Origin of the sequence: Olsenella sp. An285 (genome assembly GCF_002159625.1) — a bacterium.
GTDB lineage: Bacteria > Actinomycetota > Coriobacteriia > Coriobacteriales > Atopobiaceae > Thermophilibacter > Thermophilibacter avicola.
Window position 1 is genome coordinate 175,417 of sequence record NZ_NFIZ01000003.1, and the last position, 17,951, is coordinate 193,367.

The following is a 17,951-nucleotide window of genomic DNA, read 5'->3' on the forward strand; positions in this document are numbered from 1 at the left end:
TGAGTGCCGTGGCTGGCGAGAGGGACGCGCCGTCCGGGCGCTTGGGCATAGGCGTGGACATCGGCTCCACGGCCACGAAGGTGGCCGTGGTGGACGCCGACGGCAACCTCGTGCGCACGGACCTCATGCCCACGGGCTTCTCGAGCGTGGACGCCGCCGAGCGCGCCCGCGCCACCCTCGAGGCGTGGAAAGGGGACAGGCACTTTTGCACGCCTGACGCGCGCGTGGTGGCAACGGGGTACGGACGCGTGGCCGTGCCGTACGCGGACAAGGTGGTGACGGAGATCACGTGCCACGGGCGCGGGGCCGCGCGGCTCTTTGGCCCGGAGGGCACCGTGGTCGACGTGGGTGGCCAGGACACCAAGGTCATCCGCCTGAGGGGCGGTCGCGTGACCAAGTTCGTGATGAACGACAAGTGCGCGGCGGGCACGGGGCGCTTTCTGGAGATCATGGCTGACCGGCTGGGCGTGAGCCACGACGAGCTGGCCGCGCTGGCGCGCGCCGGGGAGCCCACGCAGATCACCAGCATGTGCACGGTCTTCGCGGAGAGCGAGGTCATCAGCCTCGTGGGTCGCGGCGAGCCGCGCGAGAACATCGCCCGCGGCGTGATCGAGAGCGTGGTGGGGCGCGTGGCCACGCTCGTGGGATCCTCAGGTGGTGCGGCGCCGTACTATCTCACGGGCGGCCTCTGCGACAACGGCTACGTGGTGGAGCGTCTGGGAGAGCGGCTCGGCGCGCGCGTGTCCACGTGCCCAGAGGCGCGCTACGCGGGCGCCCTCGGCGCGGCGCTCGTGGCGCTGGAGCTTGGGTAGGCTGTACGAGACGCGGCCGGGCGTTCTTCTCGCCCGACGCTGGAGGGCCCGCAGGGGCCGGGAGGAGAGAACATGGCAGAGACGATGCTCACGATAGACGCGCGGGGCGAGGCGTGCCCCATCCCCGTGGTGCGTACGCTCAAGGCGCTCGCGGCGCTTGCGGGCCCGGGCAGCGTCGAGACGCTCGTGGACAACCAGATCGCGGTGCAGAACCTCACCCGCATGGGGGAGGGCAAGGGCTGCGCGGTGACGAGCGAGCGCCTAGGCGAGAAGGAGTGGCGCGTGACCGTGACGGCCTCGGCGGCGCTGGCGGTCAGCGAAGCGGAAGCGGAGTCGGCGACGTGCGAGGTTCCGGCGCCGGGCGTCGTTCCGGCCGCGCCCGCGCCGAGGAACGTGGTGGTGGCCATCACGTCCGAGTGCATGGGCACCGGCGACGACGTCCTGGGGCGCAAGCTCATGGGAAGCTTCGTGTACTCCCTCACGCAGCTCGAGGAGCTGCCAGCGTGCGTGCTGCTCTACAACGGCGGCGCGCACCTCAGCTGCGAGGGGTCGGCGGCGCTCGAGGACCTGCGGGGACTGGCGGCCTCTGGCGTGGAGGTGCTCACGTGCGGCACCTGCCTCGACCACTACGGCATCGCGGACACGCTGGCCGTGGGCGAGGTCACCAACATGTACGTGATCGCGCAGCGGCTCACGGGCGCGAGCCTCGTGGTGAGGCCGTAGGGCCGGCGGGAGCGATGGCGCGCGTGCGGGTGCCGTCCCTGGTGGTGACGTTTCCCACCACGGCGGCGGCGATGTCATGCGAGGAGTGCTGCGAGCGGCGGGGTCTTCCCGGCCGGATGATTCCGGTGCCCGGGGAGGTCGCGGCCGGCTGCGGCCTGGCGTGGAAGGCCACCCCGGGGGACCGCGAGGTGCTCGCCGCGGCGCTTGCCGCCGACGGCGTCCCCGTGGAGGGCATGACCGTGATCGAGCTGCTCGAGTTCTGTTAGTTGGGGACAGTCCCCAATTTACAGAAATCTTTTATGCGAATTGGGGACTGTCCCCAATTTACAGACGGCGAGAAGGGCGTGGGGCCGATGATCTACCTGGACAACGCGGCGACGACGATGAGCAAGCCGTGCGAGGTCGTGGACGCGGTGACGGCCGCGATGTGCTCGCTCGGCAACGCGGGGCGCGGGGCGTCCGCCGGCGCGCTCGACGCGAGCCGCGTGGCGCTGCGCTGCCGCGAGGCGGTGGCCCGTCTCCTGGGATGCCCGTGCGCCGACCACGTGTGCTTCTCCGCCAACTCAACTGCCGCGCTCAACGCGGCGCTCTTTGGCCTGGTGGGGCCGGGCGACCGCGTGGTCACGACGGTGCTGGAGCACAACTCCGTGCTGCGCCCGCTCGCGCGCCTGGCGGACGAGCGCGGCGCCCAGGTGGCCTACGTAGGCTGCGACGCGCACGGGCTCCTGGACATGGCGGAGCTCGAGCGCCTGGTCACGCCCGCCACGCGTCTCGTGGCGGTGACGCACGGCTCCAACGTGACGGGCAACCTCGTGGACGTGGCGCGGGTCGCGCGGGTCGCGCACGCTGCGGGGGCGCTCGTGGTGGTGGACGCGTCGCAGACGGCAGGCTCCGTGCCCGTGGACATGGCCGCCATGGGGCTCGACGTGGTCTGCTTCACCGGGCACAAGGGCCTCATGGGACCGCAGGGCACGGGGGGCATGGCGATCGCTGAGGGCGTGGACGTGCGGCCCTGGGCGGAGGGAGGCTCGGGCGTTCACTCGTTCCAGCGACGCCAACCCCTGGAGTGGCCTACGCGGATGGAGGCGGGGACGCTCAACTGCCACGGCCTCGCGGGTCTTCTCGCAGGAGTCGGGTACATCGAGAAGAACGGGGGGCCCGCCGCTGTGGGCGCGCGCGAGCACGAGCTCGCGCGGCGGCTCTACGAGGGCGTGCGCGACGTGCCGGGCGTCACCGTGTACGGCGCCTGGGAGGTGGACCCCGAGCTCTGTGGCAGCATCGTGGCCCTCAACGTGGACGGGCTCGACTCCGCCGAGGTAGCGGACGCGCTCACTACGGGCTGGGGCGTCGCCTGCCGCGCCGGCGCCCACTGCGCGCCGCTCATGCATCGGGCCCTGGGGACGGAGCGACGCGGAATCGTGCGTCTGAGCTGCGGCTGGTTCAACACCGAGGAGGAGGTCGACACGGTCGTGGGGGCGGTGCGGGAGATTGCCGCAGGGTGAGGGGGCTTCCCGGGCGGTATCGCGCCCGGGTGAGGACCGCAACTTGAGTGCCCGCGCTCCTGTCCCGAGGGTATGCGCACTGCCTCTGAGGGTATGCGCACATTCTAGCGGCTGGTTCTTATCGTCGAGTCTTTGACCTGCGAATTTGTAACCATCTTAAGCGGCGAGGTGTACATACCCGGTATGCGCAGTGTACATACCCCAACGAAGCGGCTCCCGGACCGCTGTCCGCGTCGCGCGAATCGAACCGTCCGGGGGCGGTTGGGTGCCGCCGACGGTGCCGCTCGTCAGAGCAGACTTTTTGTAAGCTATACTCACTCAATGGAATCAGATGGTACGGGCATAGCGTTATATTTTTGAAAATATAACGCTGACGAGGGGGAATGCGGACAATGCTGGTCGTGATTCGCGGTGCGGGGGACATCGCCTCGGGCATCGCGCTGCGCCTCTTCCGTGCGGGCATGCAGGTGGTGATGTGCGATCTCGCGGTTCCCACCTCCATCCGACGCACGGTGTGCTTCTCGGAGGCAATACGTCTGGGAGAGGTGTGCGTGGAGGACGTGCGCGGCGTGCTGTGCGAGAGCGCGGAGTCCGCGCGCGGGGTGGTCAGCGCCGGCAACGTGGCGGTTCTGGTGGACCCGGCCGCCAGTTGCGTGGAAGAGCTTCGCCCGGACGCCCTCGTGGACGCGATTCTGGCCAAGCGCAACCTCGGGACCACGCGCGACATGGCGCCCGTGGTGGTGGGCGTGGGCCCGGGCTTCACCGCCCAGGTGGACTGCGACGCCGCTGTGGAGACCATGCGCGGCCACTACCTGGGGCGCGTCTACTACGAGGGCTCGCCGATCCCCAATACGGCCGTGCCCGGTCTCATTGGGGGCTACGCGGGCGAGCGCGTGATGCGCGCGCCGGCTGACGGCGTCTTCGAGCCCTGCGTGGAGATAGGCGCGCAGGTCAAGGCCGGTGACGTCTGCGCCACCGTGGACGGTGAGCCCATGTGCGCCACCATCGACGGCGTGGTGCGCGGGCTTCTCCAGGCGGGCGTGCCCGTGCGAAGGGGCATGAAGTCCGGGGACGTGGACCCGCGCTGCCGCTCGGAGTACATCCGCAGCTCTTCCGACAAGGCGCTGGCCGTGGGCGGCAGCGTGCTTGAGGCGATCCTCTCTCTGTCCGGAGTGCTGTGCGGGCCGGGGGGCATGCGGGAGAACGACGCCTCTACCGAGAAGAACGTCGCGCTCGCGCACGTCAGCGGGTCAAACTTCTCCGACTTCTCTCTTGTCGACGCGATCTTCGACGAGCTCGCCGCCGCCAGGGCCGTGGGGCTTGCGAGTCTGCTCGCCACGCGCGGCTCGATGCCGCGACACGAGGGCGCGCGCCTTGCCGTGACGGCGGACGGGCGCCTGCTCGGGACCGTCGGCGGGGGCGCGATGGAGCAGATCGCGATCGAGCGAGCACGGGCGGCGCGCGACGGGGCGGCCTCGAGCCTCGAGTGGGTGACGAGCAGCCGGAGCGACATGGCCTGCGGCGGGGACGCCCTGCTCGCCGTGCGCACGCTCGCGCCTGACGACCTGCCCGTTCTTCTCGCCCTGAAGCAGGTTCTGGAAGGCGGCGGGACCGCAGCGCTCAGGGAGGACTGGTCCGACCCCTCCGCTCCCGTCATGACCATGGCGGAAGATACGTGTCCGTCCAGCGTACGCTGGGACGAAGCTTCCGGCATCTACCGCGAGAGCATCGTGTCACCAAGCCGGCTCCACGTCTTCGGCGCCGGGCACGTGGGCGCGGCCCTCGTGGGGATGTCCGCCGCCGCGGGCTTTGCGTGCCACGTCTACGACGACCGCCCGGAGCTCGCCACGCCGGAGCGCCTCCCGCAGGCAGCATCTGTGACCCGCGGGTCGTTCGACGGGCTGGCCGCTGCCGCGTCCATCGGACCGCGTGACTTCGTCGTCGTGCTCACGCACGGGCATGTCCACGACGAGACCGTTCTTCTCGCCGTTCTTACGCGCAACGTTCAGCCTGCTTACGTAGGCTGCATCGGGAGTCGCCGCAAGTCCGCCCTCGCGCGCGAGCACCTCGTTGCCGCGGGCGTGTCGCAGGAGCGCGTCGACGCCGTGGCCATGCCCATAGGCGAGGCCATCGGCGCCGTCACGCCGGCGGAGATCGCCGTGTCGATTCTTGCCCAGCTGGTCAGTCGCCGTGCGCAGCTGCGCGCGGCCAGGGGATAGGGGGAGCATCATGACGGCAATGACCAGGCGGGGCCTCTTTAGGAGCGCGGCCGGAGCAAGTGCGGTCCTCCTTGCCGCGAGCGTCACCGCGTGCGACGCCGCGGAGCCCGCCGCGGACTCTACGGAGCCCGGCGCCGCCGCGGAGACGCCCACGATCACCGTCTTTGCCGCGGCCTCCATGGAGGAGAGCCTCACCAAGGCCGGCGGGCTCTTCACGGACGCCAACCCGCAGTACGAGCTTAGCTTCAACTTTGACTCCTCGGGCACGCTCAAGACGCAGATCGAGGAGGGGGCCGCGTGCGACGTCTTCATCTCCGCGGGCCAGCTCCAGATGAACCAGCTCGACGCCGAGGACACCACGGGCGACAACGTGGACAACCTGGACTTCGTTGACTCGGCGAGCCGCTTTGACATCCTGGAGAACAAGGTGGCGCTGGCGGTGCCGGAGGGAAACCCCAAGGGCATCGAGGGCTTCGACCAGCTGGCCGAGCTCCTGCGCGCGGGCGACGTCTTCATGGCCATGGGCAACGCGGACGTCCCCGTGGGCCAGTACACCCAGGCCATCCTGGAGTTCTACGGGCTGGACGAGGCCGCGCTCGCGCAGGCGGGCTGCATCACCTACGGCTCCAATGTGAAGGAGGTCACCTCGCAGGTCTCCGAGGCAACCGTGGACTGCGGCGTGATCTACCAGACGGACGCCTTCTCCGCCGGACTCACGGTAGTGGACGAGGCCACGGCGGACATGTGCGGCCAGGTGGTCTACCCGGCGGCGGCCCTGCGCGAGGCGCCCAACCCGGACGGCGCCGCCGCGCTTCTGGAGTTCCTGCGCGGGGAGGAGGCCTCCGCGTGCTTCGAGGAGGTCGGCTTCACCCCGCTGTCCGACGCGTAGTCTGCAAATTGGGGACAGTCCCCAATTCACATAAAACTTTTCTGCAAATTGGGGACTGTCCCCAATTTGCAGACGGAGAGGGACGATGGACTGGTACCCGCTCATAAACTCGCTGCGCATCGCCGCCATCGCCACGGTGGTGGTCTTCTTCGCGGGCATCTGGCTCGCCAACCTCGTGGCGCGCGCCCCGCGGGCCGTGAAGGGCCTGCTCGACGTTGTGCTCACGCTGCCGCTGGTGCTGCCGCCCACGGTGGTGGGCTACCTGCTGCTCATTCTCCTGGGGCCGCGCCGCCCGCTCGGCGCGCTCGCGGCGCAGCTCCTGGACGTGCGCCTCACGATGGTGTGGTACGCGGCGGTCTTTGCCACCGTGGTGGTGAGCTTCCCGCTCATGTACCGCACGGCGCGCGGCGCGTTCGAGTCCTTCGACGAGACGCTCGCGGACGCCGCCCGCACGCTCGGCCACTCCGAGCGCTGGGTCTTCTGGCGCGTGAAGATGCCGTGCTGCGCGCAGGGGATCGTGGCCGGCGCCGTGCTCGCGTTCGCGCGGGCGCTCGGCGAGTACGGCGCCACGTCGATGCTCTGCGGCTACACCCCCGGCTCCACGGCAACGGTGGCGACGACGGTCTACCAGCTCTGGCGCACCGGGGACGACGCAGGCGCCCTCACGTGGGTGCTTGTGAACCTGGCGATCTCCGCGGTGGTCCTTCTCGCCCTCAACTGGTTCGAGGCGCGCGGGCACGGGGCCGGCACGGCGCGGGCGAGAAGGACGGTGGCGCGGTGAGTCTCTCCGTCGACATACGCAAGCGCCTGGGGTCCTTTTGCCTCGACGTGTCCTTCGAGGTGGCGGACGGTCGCGAGATCCTGGCGCTCCTGGGCCCCTCCGGCTGCGGGAAGTCGCTCACGCTCAAGTGCGTGGCGGGCGTGCTCGCCCCGGACGAGGGGCGCATCGTGCTCAACGGGCGCACGCTCTTCGACTCCGAGGCGCGCGTGAACCTCCCGCCCCAGCGGCGTCGCGTGGGCTACCTCTTCCAGCAGTACGCGCTCTTTCCCAACATGACGGTCGCGGGCAACATAGGTGCCGGCGCGGTGGGAGTCTCGCGCGAGGAGCGCGCACGCCGCGTAGCAGAGCAGGTGCGCGCCTTCCGCCTGGAGGGGCTCGAGCGCCTGCGGCCCGCCCAGCTCTCCGGCGGACAGCAGCAGCGCGTGGCGCTCGCGCGGATCCTCGCCGGGGACCCGGAGCTCATCTTGCTGGACGAGCCGTTCTCCGCGCTCGACGGGCACCTGCGCTGGGAGCTCGAGATGATGCTCGCGGACGTGCTGCGCGCGTTCCCGGGCGGCGCGGTGTACGTGAGCCACAACCGCGACGAGGTCTATCGCCTTTGCGACACCGTGTGCGTGGTCGACCGCGGCCGCTCGGAGGAGAAGCTCACCATTGCGCAGCTCTTCTCCACGCCCACCACACTCGCCGCGGCGCTCATCTCCGGCTGCAAGAACGTCTCCCGCCTTGACAGTTGGCCCCGGGCCAACTGTCAAGTTGACAATCGGCCCGGGGCCAACTGTCAAGGCGGGGTGCTTGCCTGCGCGGACTGGGGCGTTGCCCTCACGACCTCGCTCCCGGTGCCGCCCAACGTGACGCACGCGGGCCTGCGAGCTCACTACCTGCGCGTCTTTGCAGACCCGGCCGACGCCGCGGGCCTGCCCAACCAGATTCCCTGCACCGTCGAGCGCGTGATAGACTCTACGTTCTCGACCATCGTCATGCTGGCGACGCCGGGCGGCGCGCTCCTGCGCTACGAGTGCGAGAAGGACGCGTGGGCGTCGCTCGCCGGCGCGGGGGAGCTCGTCGTGACGGCGGACCCGAGCATCGTGATGCCGCTCGTGGGAGGTGAGGCGGATGCGTAGCGCACAGACGGCACGGAACCACCTGCGTCCCGACTGCGTCCGGACGCGCGACGGGGAGGGCCGTGCCATCGAGTACCTGCGCCTCTCCGTGACGGACCGCTGCAACTGCCGCTGCTCGTACTGCATGCCGGCGGGCGGCGTCCCCATGCTGCGCCACGAGGACGTCTGCTCCTTCGAGGAGCTCGTCGGCATCGCGCGCGCCTGCTGCGAGCTGGGCGTGCGCAAGGTGCGCCTCACGGGCGGGGAGCCGCTCGTGCGCCGGGGCCTGCCCGAGCTCGTGCGCATGCTGCGCGAGGTCCCCGGGGTGGAGGAGCTCGCGCTCACGACCAACGCCACGCTGCTCGCGCCGGTTGCGGGGGAGCTCGCCGCCGCCGGGCTCGACCGCGTGAACGTGAGCCTCGACAGCCTGCGGCCGGAGCGCTACGCCGCCATCACGCGCGGCGGGCGGCTGGAGGACGCGCTCGCGGGCATCGAGGCCGCGCGCGAGGCGGGTCTCGCGCCGCTCAAGCTCAACTGCGTCCTCATGGGCGGCGTCAACGACGACGAGGCGGCGGACATCGTCGGCATCGCGCGAAACGAGGCCGTTGACGTGCGCTTCATTGAGCTCATGCCCATCGGCGAGGCAGCACGCTGGCCTCGTGCGCGCTTCGTACCGGCCGAGGCTGTGCTCGAGGCGGTGCCGGAGCTCGGGCCCGTGGCGGGCCCGGGCGGCGCGCCGCTCCGCGACGGCGTGGCCGAGCTCTTCTCGGCCCCCGGCTGGGCGGGTCGCGTGGGCCTCATCCGACCGATGAGCCACCGGTTCTGCTTTGGCTGCACGCGCATCCGCGTGACGGCGGACGGCCGGCTCAAGCCGTGCCTGCACTCCGCCGACGAGGTGCCGCTGCGCGGGCTTTCGGGAGAGGCGCTCACAAAGGCGCTTCTCGCCGGCATCGCGCTCAAGCCGGCGCATCATGGAATGGACGGGACCCACGCGAGCGAGTCCGCGCGGGCCATGAACGAGATAGGGGGATAGCGTGGCCGAGAAGAACGTCGGGCCCGCGGAGCCCGGGGCCGCCGTCGCGGCCAGCATCAAGGGTGACGACCTCACGCACGTGAACGAGCAGGGTCGCGCGCGCATGGTGGACGTGGGCGCCAAGCCGCGCACGGCACGGCGCGCGGTGGCCGCCGGCTTCGTGCGCATGGCTCCCAGCACGGTTGAGCTCGTCCGCACCGGGGGCGCGAAGAAGGGCGACGTGCTCGGGGTGGCGCAGGTGGCGGGCATCATGGCCGCGAAGCGCTGCTGGGAGCTCGTGCCCATGTGCCACCAGGTGGCGCTCACGGGCGTCGACGTGCGCTTCTCCGTGGAGGCGGGGGGCGTGGCGGTTGAGGCGGAGTGCCGCTGCACCGGCGAGACGGGCGTGGAGATGGAGGCGCTGACCGCGGTCTCCGTGGCGGGGCTCACCATCTACGACATGCTCAAGGCTCACCAGCGCGACATGGTGATCGAGGAGGTCCGCCTGCTCGAGAAGTCCGGCGGCGCCTCGGGCGACTTCCACTTGACAGGGGGACAGTCCCTTTGTCATGTTATGCGGCCGCGGGTCGCCACGGTGGAGGCGGTGTGCGTCTCCGAGCGCAAGGGCACGCGCAAGCACCCCGTGGACGAAATCGAGCTCGTTCCCGGAAGGGGCGTCGCGGGCGACGCGCACGCGGGCAACTGGCACCGCCAGGTGAGCCTGCTTCCCGCCGAGGCCGTGGACACCATGCGCGACATGCTGCCGGAGCTCGCCCCCGGCGACTTTGCGGAGAACATACTCACGCGCGGGCTCGACCTCAAGGCGCTGCCGGTGGGGACGGTGCTCTCCGCGGGCACGGCGGAGCTCGTGGTGACGCAGATTGGCAAGACGTGCCACAATGACTGCGAGATCAGCCGGCTCACGGGCAAGTGCGTGATGCCGAGGGAGGGCATCTTCTGCGTGGTGACGCGCGGCGGGGTCGTTCGCGCGGGCGATCAGGTGAAGGTGATGACGGGCGACGTCCCCTCTGGTGACGTCTCTTCGTCAGAAGGGGGAGCACGATGAGGCTCGTACGCACGGAGGACGCGGTGGGGCACGTGCTCTGCCACGACATGACGCAGATCGTGACCGGCGAGGAGTCGGACGGGCCGCGCTTCAAGGGCCCGCGCTTCCGCAAGGGCCACGTGGTCGCGCCCGAGGACGTCCCGGTGCTGCTCTCCATGGGCAAGCGAAGCCTCTACGTGTGGGAGCTCGAGCCAGGCATGGTGCACGAGGACGACGCCGCGGAGCGGATGGTCGCGCTCGTGGCGGGCCCGGGCACGCGCACGTCCGGCGTGCCCTCCGAGGGCAAGATCAACGTGCTTGCCGACCGCGACGGCGTCCTCCTCGTTGACTCTGCGCGCCTGAGCGCCGTGAACGCCGTCGACGAGGTCATGGTGGCCACGCGCCGGGGCGGCTTTCCAGTGCGGGAGGGCGACCTCCTGGCGGGCACGCGCGTGATTCCGCTGGTCATCTCCGAGGGGCAGCTCGCTCGCGCCGAGGCCGCTGCCGGTGACGAGCCGCTCGTGCGCGTTGAGCCGTTCCGCCTGCGCACGGCCGCCGTCATAGCCACGGGCTCCGAGGTCGCCGCCGGCCTCATCGAGGACCGCTTCACGCCCGTCATGGTGGAGAAGCTCGCCGCCTACGGCATCGAGACCGTGCTTCGCTCAACCCCCGGCGACGACCGCGAGAACGTGGTTGCGGCCATCGACGAGGCACGCTCCGAGGGCGTCGACCTCATCATGTGCACCGGCGGCATGTCCGTGGACCCGGACGACAACACGCCCGGTGCCATCCGTGCCGCGGGCGCGCGCGTGGTCACGTACGGTGCGCCGGTCCTGCCGGGCGCGATGCTGCTCGTGGGCTACTTCGACGAGCCGGCGGGCAGGAAGCACGCGCGCCCCGTGCCCGTCCTGGGCGTGCCCGGCTGCGCGATGTACAACAAGGCCACGGTGCTCGACCTGGTGCTGCCTCGCATCGCCGCGAGCGTGCCGCTCACCAAGAGCGACTTCGTGGAGCTGGGGGAGGGCGGCCTGTGCCTCGGATGCCCCGAGTGCACGTACCCGCACTGCCCCTTTGGGAGGTAGCTTCATTTGTTGGGTATTTCATCTGGGGTGGGCAAGATACACTGAAAATGAATTTCGAAAGATGCCCAGGTAGATTAAATGAGACTAACGGGGTGATACTTGGAGTACCCCTCAGGTAATACCCTACAAATGAACGAGAGGTTCCTCTCATCCTCAGATGACGGTGAGATATAAAGCAAGACGATATATTCTTTGGAGAACGAATGGACGAGAAGTACCGTGCGATCGTGATCACCGTGAGCGACCGTGCGTCGGCGGGCGTCTACGAGGACGGGACGGGCCCTGCGGTCGCGGCCCTTCTGACGGAGCGCGGCTATGCGGTCATCGAGACGCGCGTGGTGCCGGACGAGCGCGCGGACATCGAGGCGGCGCTGGTCGAGGCGGCCGAGAAGGACGCAGCGCTGGTGCTCACCTGCGGCGGCACGGGCTTCTCGCCCCGCGACGTCACGCCCGAGGTCACCGAGGCCGTCTGCGAGCGCCGCGTGCCGGGGCTGCCCGAGGCCATGCGGGCCGCGAGTGCGAGGATCACGGACCGTGCCTGGCTGTCCCGCGCCACGGCGGGCATCCGCGGGCGCACGCTGATCGTCAACCTGCCGGGGAGCCCGCGCGCCGCGGTGGAGAATCTCGAGGCGGCGGTGGGCCCGCTCGCCCACGGGCTCGACATCCTGCGCGGCGGCCCCGCGACCTGCGCCCGGGAGAGCCGGCAGTGATCCGCGCGGCATTCTTCGACATCGACGGCACGCTCGTGAGCCTGCGCACGCACGACATCCCCGCGTCCGCGGTGCGCGCCCTCGAGGAGCTGCACGAGGCGGGCGTCCTGCTCTTCCTTGCCACGGGTCGCTCCACGGCGGACCTCCCGCGCCCCATCCGGGAGCTCGACGCGCGCGTCCCCTTTGACGGCTTCCTCACCTTCAACGGCCAGTACTGCTACGACGCGGCGGGCGAGGTCTTCCGCGACGCGCCCATCGACGCGCGCGACGCTGCCCGCATCACGGCCCTCGCGGCGGACGGTACGATGGACATCGCGGTCATGCAGCTCTCCCGCATGTTCGTGAGCCGCCACACGCCGCGGGTGGTCGCCGCGGAGGCGGCGGTGGACAATGTCGCGCCGGTGGGAGACCTCGCGCTCGCGCTGGGGGAGCCCACGTACCAGTTCTGCGCGTACATCGAGCCGGGGGAGGAGCACCTCTTCATGGACGTGTGCGAGCACGTGGAGCACACGCGCTGGAGCCCCAACTTCTGCGACATCATCCCAGCCGGGGGCGGCAAGCCGGCGGGCATCGCCGCGGCGTGCGCGCGCTGGGGCCTCGCGCCCGAGGAGTGCGCGGCCTTTGGCGACGGCGGCAACGACGTTCCCATGTTCGGCTGCGTGGGCGTCTCCGTTGCTATGGGCAACGCGGCCGCGGATGTCAAGGCGGCTGCCACGATGGTGGCGTCGGACGTGGACGATGACGGGCTTCTCGTCGCCTGCCAGGAGCTGGAGCTCGTTGGCTAGGGCGAGCTCGTAGGCCGGCCTGCGGACACCTCTGCTACGCCACGCGCACGGCGCGCATGCGCAGGCGCACGTAGTCGGCGTACCACGTGCCGTCGCGCAGCATCTCCGGACGAAGCTCGTCCACGGCCTCGGCGACGATCCGCGCCTCCAGCGCGGGCTCCATTCCCTCGAAGGGCCGCCTCACGAACATGCGGATCCAGTCCGCCATGCCATCCGGTCCCGTGAGCGCGGACGGGCGGTCAAACAGAAAGGCGTGCGTCACGCGCAGCCTGGCGGCCTCCACCAGCGGCGCGTACTCGCCCACCGTGGGGAAGAAGAACGGCATCACGTAGTCGAGGCCGTGCCGCGCGAACGTCCGCGCCAGTGACGCGTGGATGCGCGCGCCGCAGCCGTGGCCGCCGCACTCGAAGACGAGCTGCCCGCCCGGGACAAGCGCCGCCGCCACGCGCGCCAGCGCTACGGGGTGCAGCTCGCGGTCTATCCAGTGGAGCATCGAGTTTGAGAAGACCACGTCGACAGGTGCATCAAGCGAGAAGGACGTGGCGTCCCCAAGAACGAACCGCAGCTCAGGATGGGTGGCGCGTGCGAGATTGATCATCTCGGGCGAGGCGTCCATGCCCATGACGTCAAGCCCGCGCGCGGCGAGCTCCGCCGTGAGCGTGCCGTTGCCGCAGCCCAGGTCGAGGCAGCGCGCGCCGTCCTCGGCGTCGATGAGGTCCATCGCGACCGCCCCGAAGGCGGGCACGAACGAGAAGTTCTTCTCGTATCCTGTGGCGTCCCAGCTGATGTTCACGGCGTCTCCTCCCGGCCTCGCAGGGCCTTCTCCACAATGATACGAAGGGGCAGTCCCTTTGTATCACTCTTGCTCGGGGCTGTGCGTGAGCTGGACGAGCGCCAGACACGCGACGCCGATGCCCAGGAGTCCGAGCGCGTTTCTCGGCTCGACCTCATCCATGACGGTGAGCGCGGTCACGCCCACGCCCACGGCAAGCGCGACCGCCTTGAGGACGAGCTCCACGAGCGCGGGCACCTTTGGCCCAGCCGGCTCCTCCTGGGCAGCCGTCTTCACCTCGAGCAGATCGTCTACGAAGGTGCCGAGAACCTCGGCCAGCTTGGGCAGCGACGCCACGTCCGGGAACGAGAGATTGCGCTCCCACTTGCTCACGGCCTTGTCCGTGACGCCCATCTGCCGCGCGAGCTCGAGCTGCGTCATGCCCTTCTCCTTGCGCAGGGCGGAGATGGTGGCGCCGAAGGTCTGCTTGGTCATGGTGGTCCTTTCGCCTGGTCCGTTGGGCATGGCCATCGTCGTGCGAGGCCGCCCCGCGCTCAACCGACCGCCAGTAGAGTTGGCTCGACCGTTGGTAGAGTCCCAGTTTACGGCAGGTAACCTTGCAAAACCGTTAGGGGAGCATAAGCCCGGGCGATGGCGCGCCGGGCGGGCGAGAAGGACGATGGGCTCGTCACTTTTGCCGCTCGGAGGGAGCCGCCATGCCCGTCATTCTGCGCGTCGCGCTCGGCAACGTCTCGCGCTGCGCGCGCGACTACTCGGTCTACCTCGTCACGCTCGCCTTTGCCGTGTGTCTGCTGTACTCGTTCAACGCCTCGGGCGACTATCTCCTGGCGATGCCGCTCACAGGCTCGCAGCTCGAGGTCATCCACAAGGCGCGTGACATCACGGGCGCCTTCTCGGTCTTCGTGGTGCTGGTCTTCGCCGTGCTCGTCGCGCACGCAACCCGCTTCATCGTGCGACGGCGCTCGCGGGAGTTCGGGACGTACGCGCTTCTCGGCATGCGCGCCCCGGCGCTCGCGTCGATCCTTGCGGCAGAGGGTGCGCTCGTGGGGCTTGCGGCGCTCGTGGTGGGGCTCGCGCTTGGCGCCGCCGCGTCCCCGGCCTTTGGTTCGGTGGCGGCGTTCGTCTTTGGCGTGCCGTGGCGGCTCGCCTGGTCCTTCTCGCCCGCGGCAGCGCTCGATACGTGCCTGTGGTTTGCCGGGATCGAGGGGCTGGCCGTCGTGCTCTCCGTCATGGACGTGCTGCGTCGACCGCTCGTGGAGCTCCTCGAGCGGGACCGCGCCCCGGAGCGGCTCGCGCTCGCGGAGCATCGCGGCGTGACGCGGGCGCAGGCGGCGCTGGCCGTGGTTCTTCTCGTCGTGGTGTGGGGCTCGTGCGTGGCGCAGCCAGGGCTCTTTGTCCTGGCGATCCTGCCGATGGGCTGGGCCGCCTACGTGGCCACGTCGCTCGTCTTTCGTCTGGTGGCAACGGGCGCGCCCGGTCGTGTACGCCGCGGCCCCCGCTACTGGGAAGGACTGCGCTCCTTCGCGCTGCGGCAGGTGGAGGGTCACGTGTCCACGGGGTGCCAGGCGCTCTCGTGCACCTGCGTGCTCGTGGCCTGTGCGGTCTGCATGATCTGCGCGGGGCTCCTGTTCTCCGTGGGACAGCGCGCCGCCGGGCTCGCGGACCCGGGCATGCCGGCGGAGGCGTCGCTCGCGCCCATCGGCTACGTGGGGATCTTCTACGGGGAGGCGTTCCTCGTGGCTGCCGCTGCGGTGCTCGCGCTGCAGCAGGTGAGCCAGGCTGCGGACGGCAGGCGCGCCTATTCCACGCTCATGGCGCTCGGGACGGACGAGCGGGAGGCGCGCGGCGCCGTGCGGGCTCAGGTGGGCGTTGCCTTCGCGCTGCCCGCGGCGCTCGCGGTGGTGCACGACTGCTTCGGCCTCATGCTGGTGCGCCAGCTCGCGGGCGGCGTGCCGGACGGGGTGTTTCTTGCCATTGCGGCGTGCTCCGTGGCGGGTACGCTCGGGCTTCTTGCCCTGTACTACCTGCTCTGCGTCCGCGAGTGCTCGCGTGTACTGCTGGGCGGGGCGTGGGACAGACCGGATAAGGTCAGTTAGACTACAATGTAGTCTGACGTGGTATAAATGGAATCAAACAGCGACATATGGACAATGGGCGGGGAGGTCTCATGGCAACGGCGATGACGTCGCTCAACACCAAGCTGAGCGCCGAGGAGAAGGAAGCGTTCGTCAGGAACACCGCTGCCCTGGGCCTGACGCCGTCTGCCGCCATCAAGGTTTTCGTGCACATGTTCAACGAGTGCGGCGGCTTCCCGTTTGAGGTTCGCAGGCAGGTGAGCGACGAGGCCACGACCTACCTTTCCGCGGACGACTACGGGCGCTTTGCAAGCGCGCTTGACTCCGCCGTTCCTGCGGCCACCCGCGAGCTGCTCGATCGCGAGTTCACATGGGCGGACTAGCGTTTTGTTATATCCGCCCGCTTCTCGAAAATGACGATGTGAGCGGTTTCTGCTCCGGAAACAGCGACAACGACGCCCGGCTCAAGGAGCGTGCGCATCGCGCGATGCGCGACGGGACGGCTCGGGTGTACGTCCTGCCCCTTGCCACTGGTGAGATCTGCGGCTTCTATGCCCTGAGCACCCACGCGGTTGCGCGAGTGGGGACGCTTGCCGGGTCGTTGCGTCGAAACGCCCCGAATCTGATTCCCTGCACGCTGCTTGGACAGCTTGCCGTCGACGAGCGCTACCAGGGGGAGTCGGCGGGAGCCCGACTGCTGCAGGACGCCATTCGCCGCGCGGCAGCGGCGTCGCGCATCGTGGCGTCGAGAGCGCTTGTTGTCGACCCGGCTGACGAGCGCGCGGAGGGCTTCTACGCCCACTTTGGGTTCCAGCGCCTGGCGAGCGATTCTCGTCGCATGTTCGTGCGGCTCTAGTGCGCCTCGCCCACCAGCTTGAGGCCGACCACGCACGCCACGAGGCCTGCGATGAGCAGCACCTTTGGCCAGGAGAACGCCTCCGCGCCCGAGATGACGCCCCAGGCAACCGTGAGTGCGGCGCCGATGCCCACCCAGACGGCGTAGGCCGTGCCCAGCGGGATCGTGCGGACGGCGTGACTCAGGCCGAGCATGCTCGCCGCGAGGGCGACGACAAAGACGACCGAGGGGACGAGCTGCGTGAAGCCCTCGGAGCGGTCGAGGGCCTGGGCCCACACGGCCTCCATAGCGCCCGACACGACCAGAATGACCCAATCCATGACAACCTCCCAGATAGATGCGCCGTCTTTGCGATTCTGGTACGGCTGCCCTCGTCAGAGACCCGTTGGGTCGGGGGAATCGTAGCACAGGCGGGGGCCCGCCTGCTCGGACTCGTGAGGGTATGCGCACTGCGCATACCGGGTATGTACACTCGGCCTCGCGGTCCTTCTCGTAAATCCGCAGCTCAGAGCCTTAGGCGAGAAGAACGGGCCTGCTGGAAAGTGCGCATACCCGAAAGGGTGGTGCGCATACCCTCACGAGGCAGGGCGGGGATGCCGTCTCGAGGCGAGAGGTCGCCGCCAACCGTCCGCGCAACAGCCCGTTTCTTGTGCGAAGGCGCGCGCCCGGTGACAATGACCTTGCAAGAGAGATCCGAGCAAGGAGGAACCCCCATGGCCATGAAGGACGTCATTTCCGCCATCCGCAAGGAGGCGGGCATCACGCAGGAGGAGATGGCGCGCAGGCTCTACGTGACAAGGCAGGCCGTGAGTCGCTGGGAGCAAGGCGAGACGACCCCCGGGATCGACATGGTCAAGCTCATCTGCGTCACCTTTGGCGTGCCGCTCGAGCGCTTCTTCGACATGCCCATGAGCTACTACTGCCAGTGCTGCAGCATGCCCATCCCCGACGAGGAGATGCACGGCACCGAGGCCGACGGCTCCAAGAGCGCGGACTTCTGCAAGTACTGCTACGACCACGGCGACTTCACCGCCAAGGGCATGACGATGGACGAGTTCATCGAGGCCACGGCGCCCATGGAGGCAAAGGCGCTCGGCGTCTCGCTCGACGAGGCGGTCTCGCTCATGGCCACGTTGCTGCCGCACCTCAAGCGCTGGCGCGAGGTGGAGGAGAACGAGGAGGCCTACGGTGAGGAGGTCCGGGCTGCCTACGGCGACGAGGTGATGGACGCCGCCAACGAGAAGTACGTGGCGATGGGGGAGGCGGCGCACCTGCAGGCCGAGGAGCTGGCGCTGGCAATCAACGAGCAGCTGCGCCGAGCGATGGAGGCGGAAGATCCGGCCGGCCCGGAGGCACGCAGGCTCGTGGCCATGCACGGCCACTGGCTGCGCATGTACTGGCCGGACGGGCTCTACACGCCCGAGGTCCACAAGGGCCTGGCCGACGGCTATGTCTCCGACGAGCGGTTCCGCGCCTACTACGAGAAGGTGGCGCCGGGTGCCGCGCAGTTCCTGCGCGACGCGATCCACGCGTGCGCGTGATTCTGCTTCAGGAAGCGTGCCCTGGT

The 17,951-nt window shown here is 69.7% G+C and carries 20 protein-coding genes; 17 read left to right on the forward strand and 3 right to left on the reverse strand.

The features are described 5' to 3' along the window. Positions 1–8 precede the first annotated feature (8 nt). From B5F79_RS03385 to B5F79_RS03445, 13 genes are all read left to right on the forward strand, one after another. Entirely contained in the window at positions 9–812 is an 804-nt protein-coding gene (locus B5F79_RS03385) for an acyl-CoA dehydratase activase (RefSeq protein ID WP_241147239.1), read from the forward strand. 72 nt (positions 813–884) lie between these two features. Next, positions 885–1,535, forward strand: coding sequence for a sulfurtransferase-like selenium metabolism protein YedF (gene yedF / locus B5F79_RS03390; RefSeq protein ID WP_206391007.1), 651 nt, complete (start codon positions 885–887; stop codon positions 1,533–1,535). A gap of 14 nt (positions 1,536–1,549) precedes the next feature. Beyond that, the gene (locus B5F79_RS03395) at positions 1,550–1,801 is read left to right on the forward strand and encodes a DUF3343 domain-containing protein (RefSeq protein ID WP_087217499.1); all 252 of its coding nucleotides are present in this window, start codon (positions 1,550–1,552) and stop codon (positions 1,799–1,801) included. Positions 1,802–1,888: 87 nt separating this feature from the next. Further along, on the forward strand, positions 1,889–3,037 hold the full coding sequence (locus tag B5F79_RS03400; RefSeq protein WP_087217500.1) for an aminotransferase class V-fold PLP-dependent enzyme: 1,149 nt from the start codon (positions 1,889–1,891) through the stop codon (positions 3,035–3,037). Positions 3,038–3,420: 383 nt separating this feature from the next. Further along, entirely contained in the window at positions 3,421–5,256 is a 1,836-nt protein-coding gene (gene yqeB / locus B5F79_RS03405) for a selenium-dependent molybdenum cofactor biosynthesis protein YqeB (RefSeq protein WP_143786232.1), read from the forward strand. Positions 5,257–5,266: 10 nt separating this feature from the next. Then, positions 5,267–6,145, forward strand: a complete 879-nt coding sequence (gene modA, locus B5F79_RS03410; RefSeq protein WP_087217502.1) for a molybdate ABC transporter substrate-binding protein — start codon at positions 5,267–5,269, stop codon at positions 6,143–6,145. Between the two features lie 85 nt (positions 6,146–6,230). Then, positions 6,231–6,926: a molybdate ABC transporter permease subunit gene (gene modB, locus B5F79_RS03415; RefSeq protein ID WP_087217503.1), complete on the forward strand. Its 696-nt coding sequence runs from the start codon at positions 6,231–6,233 to the stop codon at positions 6,924–6,926. Further along, positions 6,923–8,047, forward strand: a complete 1,125-nt coding sequence (locus tag B5F79_RS03420) for a sulfate/molybdate ABC transporter ATP-binding protein (RefSeq protein ID WP_087217504.1) — start codon at positions 6,923–6,925, stop codon at positions 8,045–8,047. The genes modB and B5F79_RS03420 overlap by 4 nt, the downstream gene beginning before the upstream one ends. Further along, complete coding sequence (gene moaA / locus B5F79_RS03425; protein WP_087217505.1) at positions 8,040–9,059, forward strand: GTP 3',8-cyclase MoaA; 1,020 nt, start codon at positions 8,040–8,042, stop codon at positions 9,057–9,059. The genes B5F79_RS03420 and moaA overlap by 8 nt, the downstream gene beginning before the upstream one ends. 1 nt (position 9,060) lies before the next feature. After that, positions 9,061–10,104: a cyclic pyranopterin monophosphate synthase MoaC gene (moaC, locus tag B5F79_RS11310; RefSeq protein WP_446723460.1), complete on the forward strand. Its 1,044-nt coding sequence runs from the start codon at positions 9,061–9,063 to the stop codon at positions 10,102–10,104. Next, a complete protein-coding gene (locus tag B5F79_RS03435; protein WP_087217507.1) occupies positions 10,101–11,165 on the forward strand; it encodes a molybdopterin-binding protein in 1,065 nt (354 codons plus the stop codon). Before moaC ends, B5F79_RS03435 begins: the two co-directional genes overlap by 4 nt. A gap of 203 nt (positions 11,166–11,368) precedes the next feature. Further along, positions 11,369–11,875 carry a MogA/MoaB family molybdenum cofactor biosynthesis protein gene (locus B5F79_RS03440; protein ID WP_087217509.1) on the forward strand — a complete coding sequence of 169 codons (507 nt, stop codon included), beginning with the start codon at positions 11,369–11,371 and terminating at the stop codon, positions 11,873–11,875. Continuing rightward, the gene (locus B5F79_RS03445; RefSeq protein WP_087217511.1) at positions 11,872–12,660 is read left to right on the forward strand and encodes a Cof-type HAD-IIB family hydrolase; all 789 of its coding nucleotides are present in this window, start codon (positions 11,872–11,874) and stop codon (positions 12,658–12,660) included. Before B5F79_RS03440 ends, B5F79_RS03445 begins: the two co-directional genes overlap by 4 nt. A gap of 34 nt (positions 12,661–12,694) precedes the next feature. Here the strand turns inward: B5F79_RS03445 and B5F79_RS03450 are convergent, their stop codons facing one another. Further along, positions 12,695–13,453, reverse strand: coding sequence for a class I SAM-dependent methyltransferase (locus tag B5F79_RS03450; protein WP_087217513.1), 759 nt, complete (start codon positions 13,451–13,453; stop codon positions 12,695–12,697). A 63-nt stretch (positions 13,454–13,516) separates the two neighbouring features. Next, on the reverse strand, positions 13,517–13,927 hold the full coding sequence (locus tag B5F79_RS03455) for a helix-turn-helix domain-containing protein (RefSeq protein ID WP_087217515.1): 411 nt from the start codon (positions 13,925–13,927) through the stop codon (positions 13,517–13,519). 221 nt (positions 13,928–14,148) lie between these two features. Between B5F79_RS03455 and B5F79_RS03460 the strand changes: the two genes are divergently transcribed. The 3 genes from B5F79_RS03460 (at position 14,149) to B5F79_RS03470 (ending at position 16,384) form a co-directional block, all read left to right on the forward strand. Beyond that, positions 14,149–15,549 (forward strand): FtsX-like permease family protein, encoded by a 1,401-nt coding sequence (locus B5F79_RS03460; RefSeq protein ID WP_087217518.1) that lies wholly within the window; start codon positions 14,149–14,151, stop codon positions 15,547–15,549. 71 nt (positions 15,550–15,620) lie between these two features. After that, positions 15,621–15,911 (forward strand): type II toxin-antitoxin system RelB/DinJ family antitoxin, encoded by a 291-nt coding sequence (locus B5F79_RS11125; protein ID WP_143786233.1) that lies wholly within the window; start codon positions 15,621–15,623, stop codon positions 15,909–15,911. Positions 15,912–15,949: 38 nt separating this feature from the next. Next, on the forward strand, positions 15,950–16,384 hold the full coding sequence (locus B5F79_RS03470; RefSeq protein ID WP_158094830.1) for a GNAT family N-acetyltransferase: 435 nt from the start codon (positions 15,950–15,952) through the stop codon (positions 16,382–16,384). On the opposite strand, the gene B5F79_RS03475 is transcribed toward B5F79_RS03470, so the two are convergent. Further along, complete coding sequence (locus tag B5F79_RS03475) at positions 16,381–16,704, reverse strand: DMT family transporter (protein WP_087217522.1); 324 nt, start codon at positions 16,702–16,704, stop codon at positions 16,381–16,383. The genes B5F79_RS03470 and B5F79_RS03475 overlap by 4 nt on opposite strands. A 393-nt stretch (positions 16,705–17,097) precedes the next feature. On the opposite strand from B5F79_RS03475, the gene B5F79_RS10960 reads away from it, so the two are divergent. Continuing rightward, complete coding sequence (locus B5F79_RS10960; protein ID WP_158094831.1) at positions 17,098–17,925, forward strand: TipAS antibiotic-recognition domain-containing protein; 828 nt, start codon at positions 17,098–17,100, stop codon at positions 17,923–17,925. The last annotated feature ends 26 nt before the right edge of the window (positions 17,926–17,951 follow it).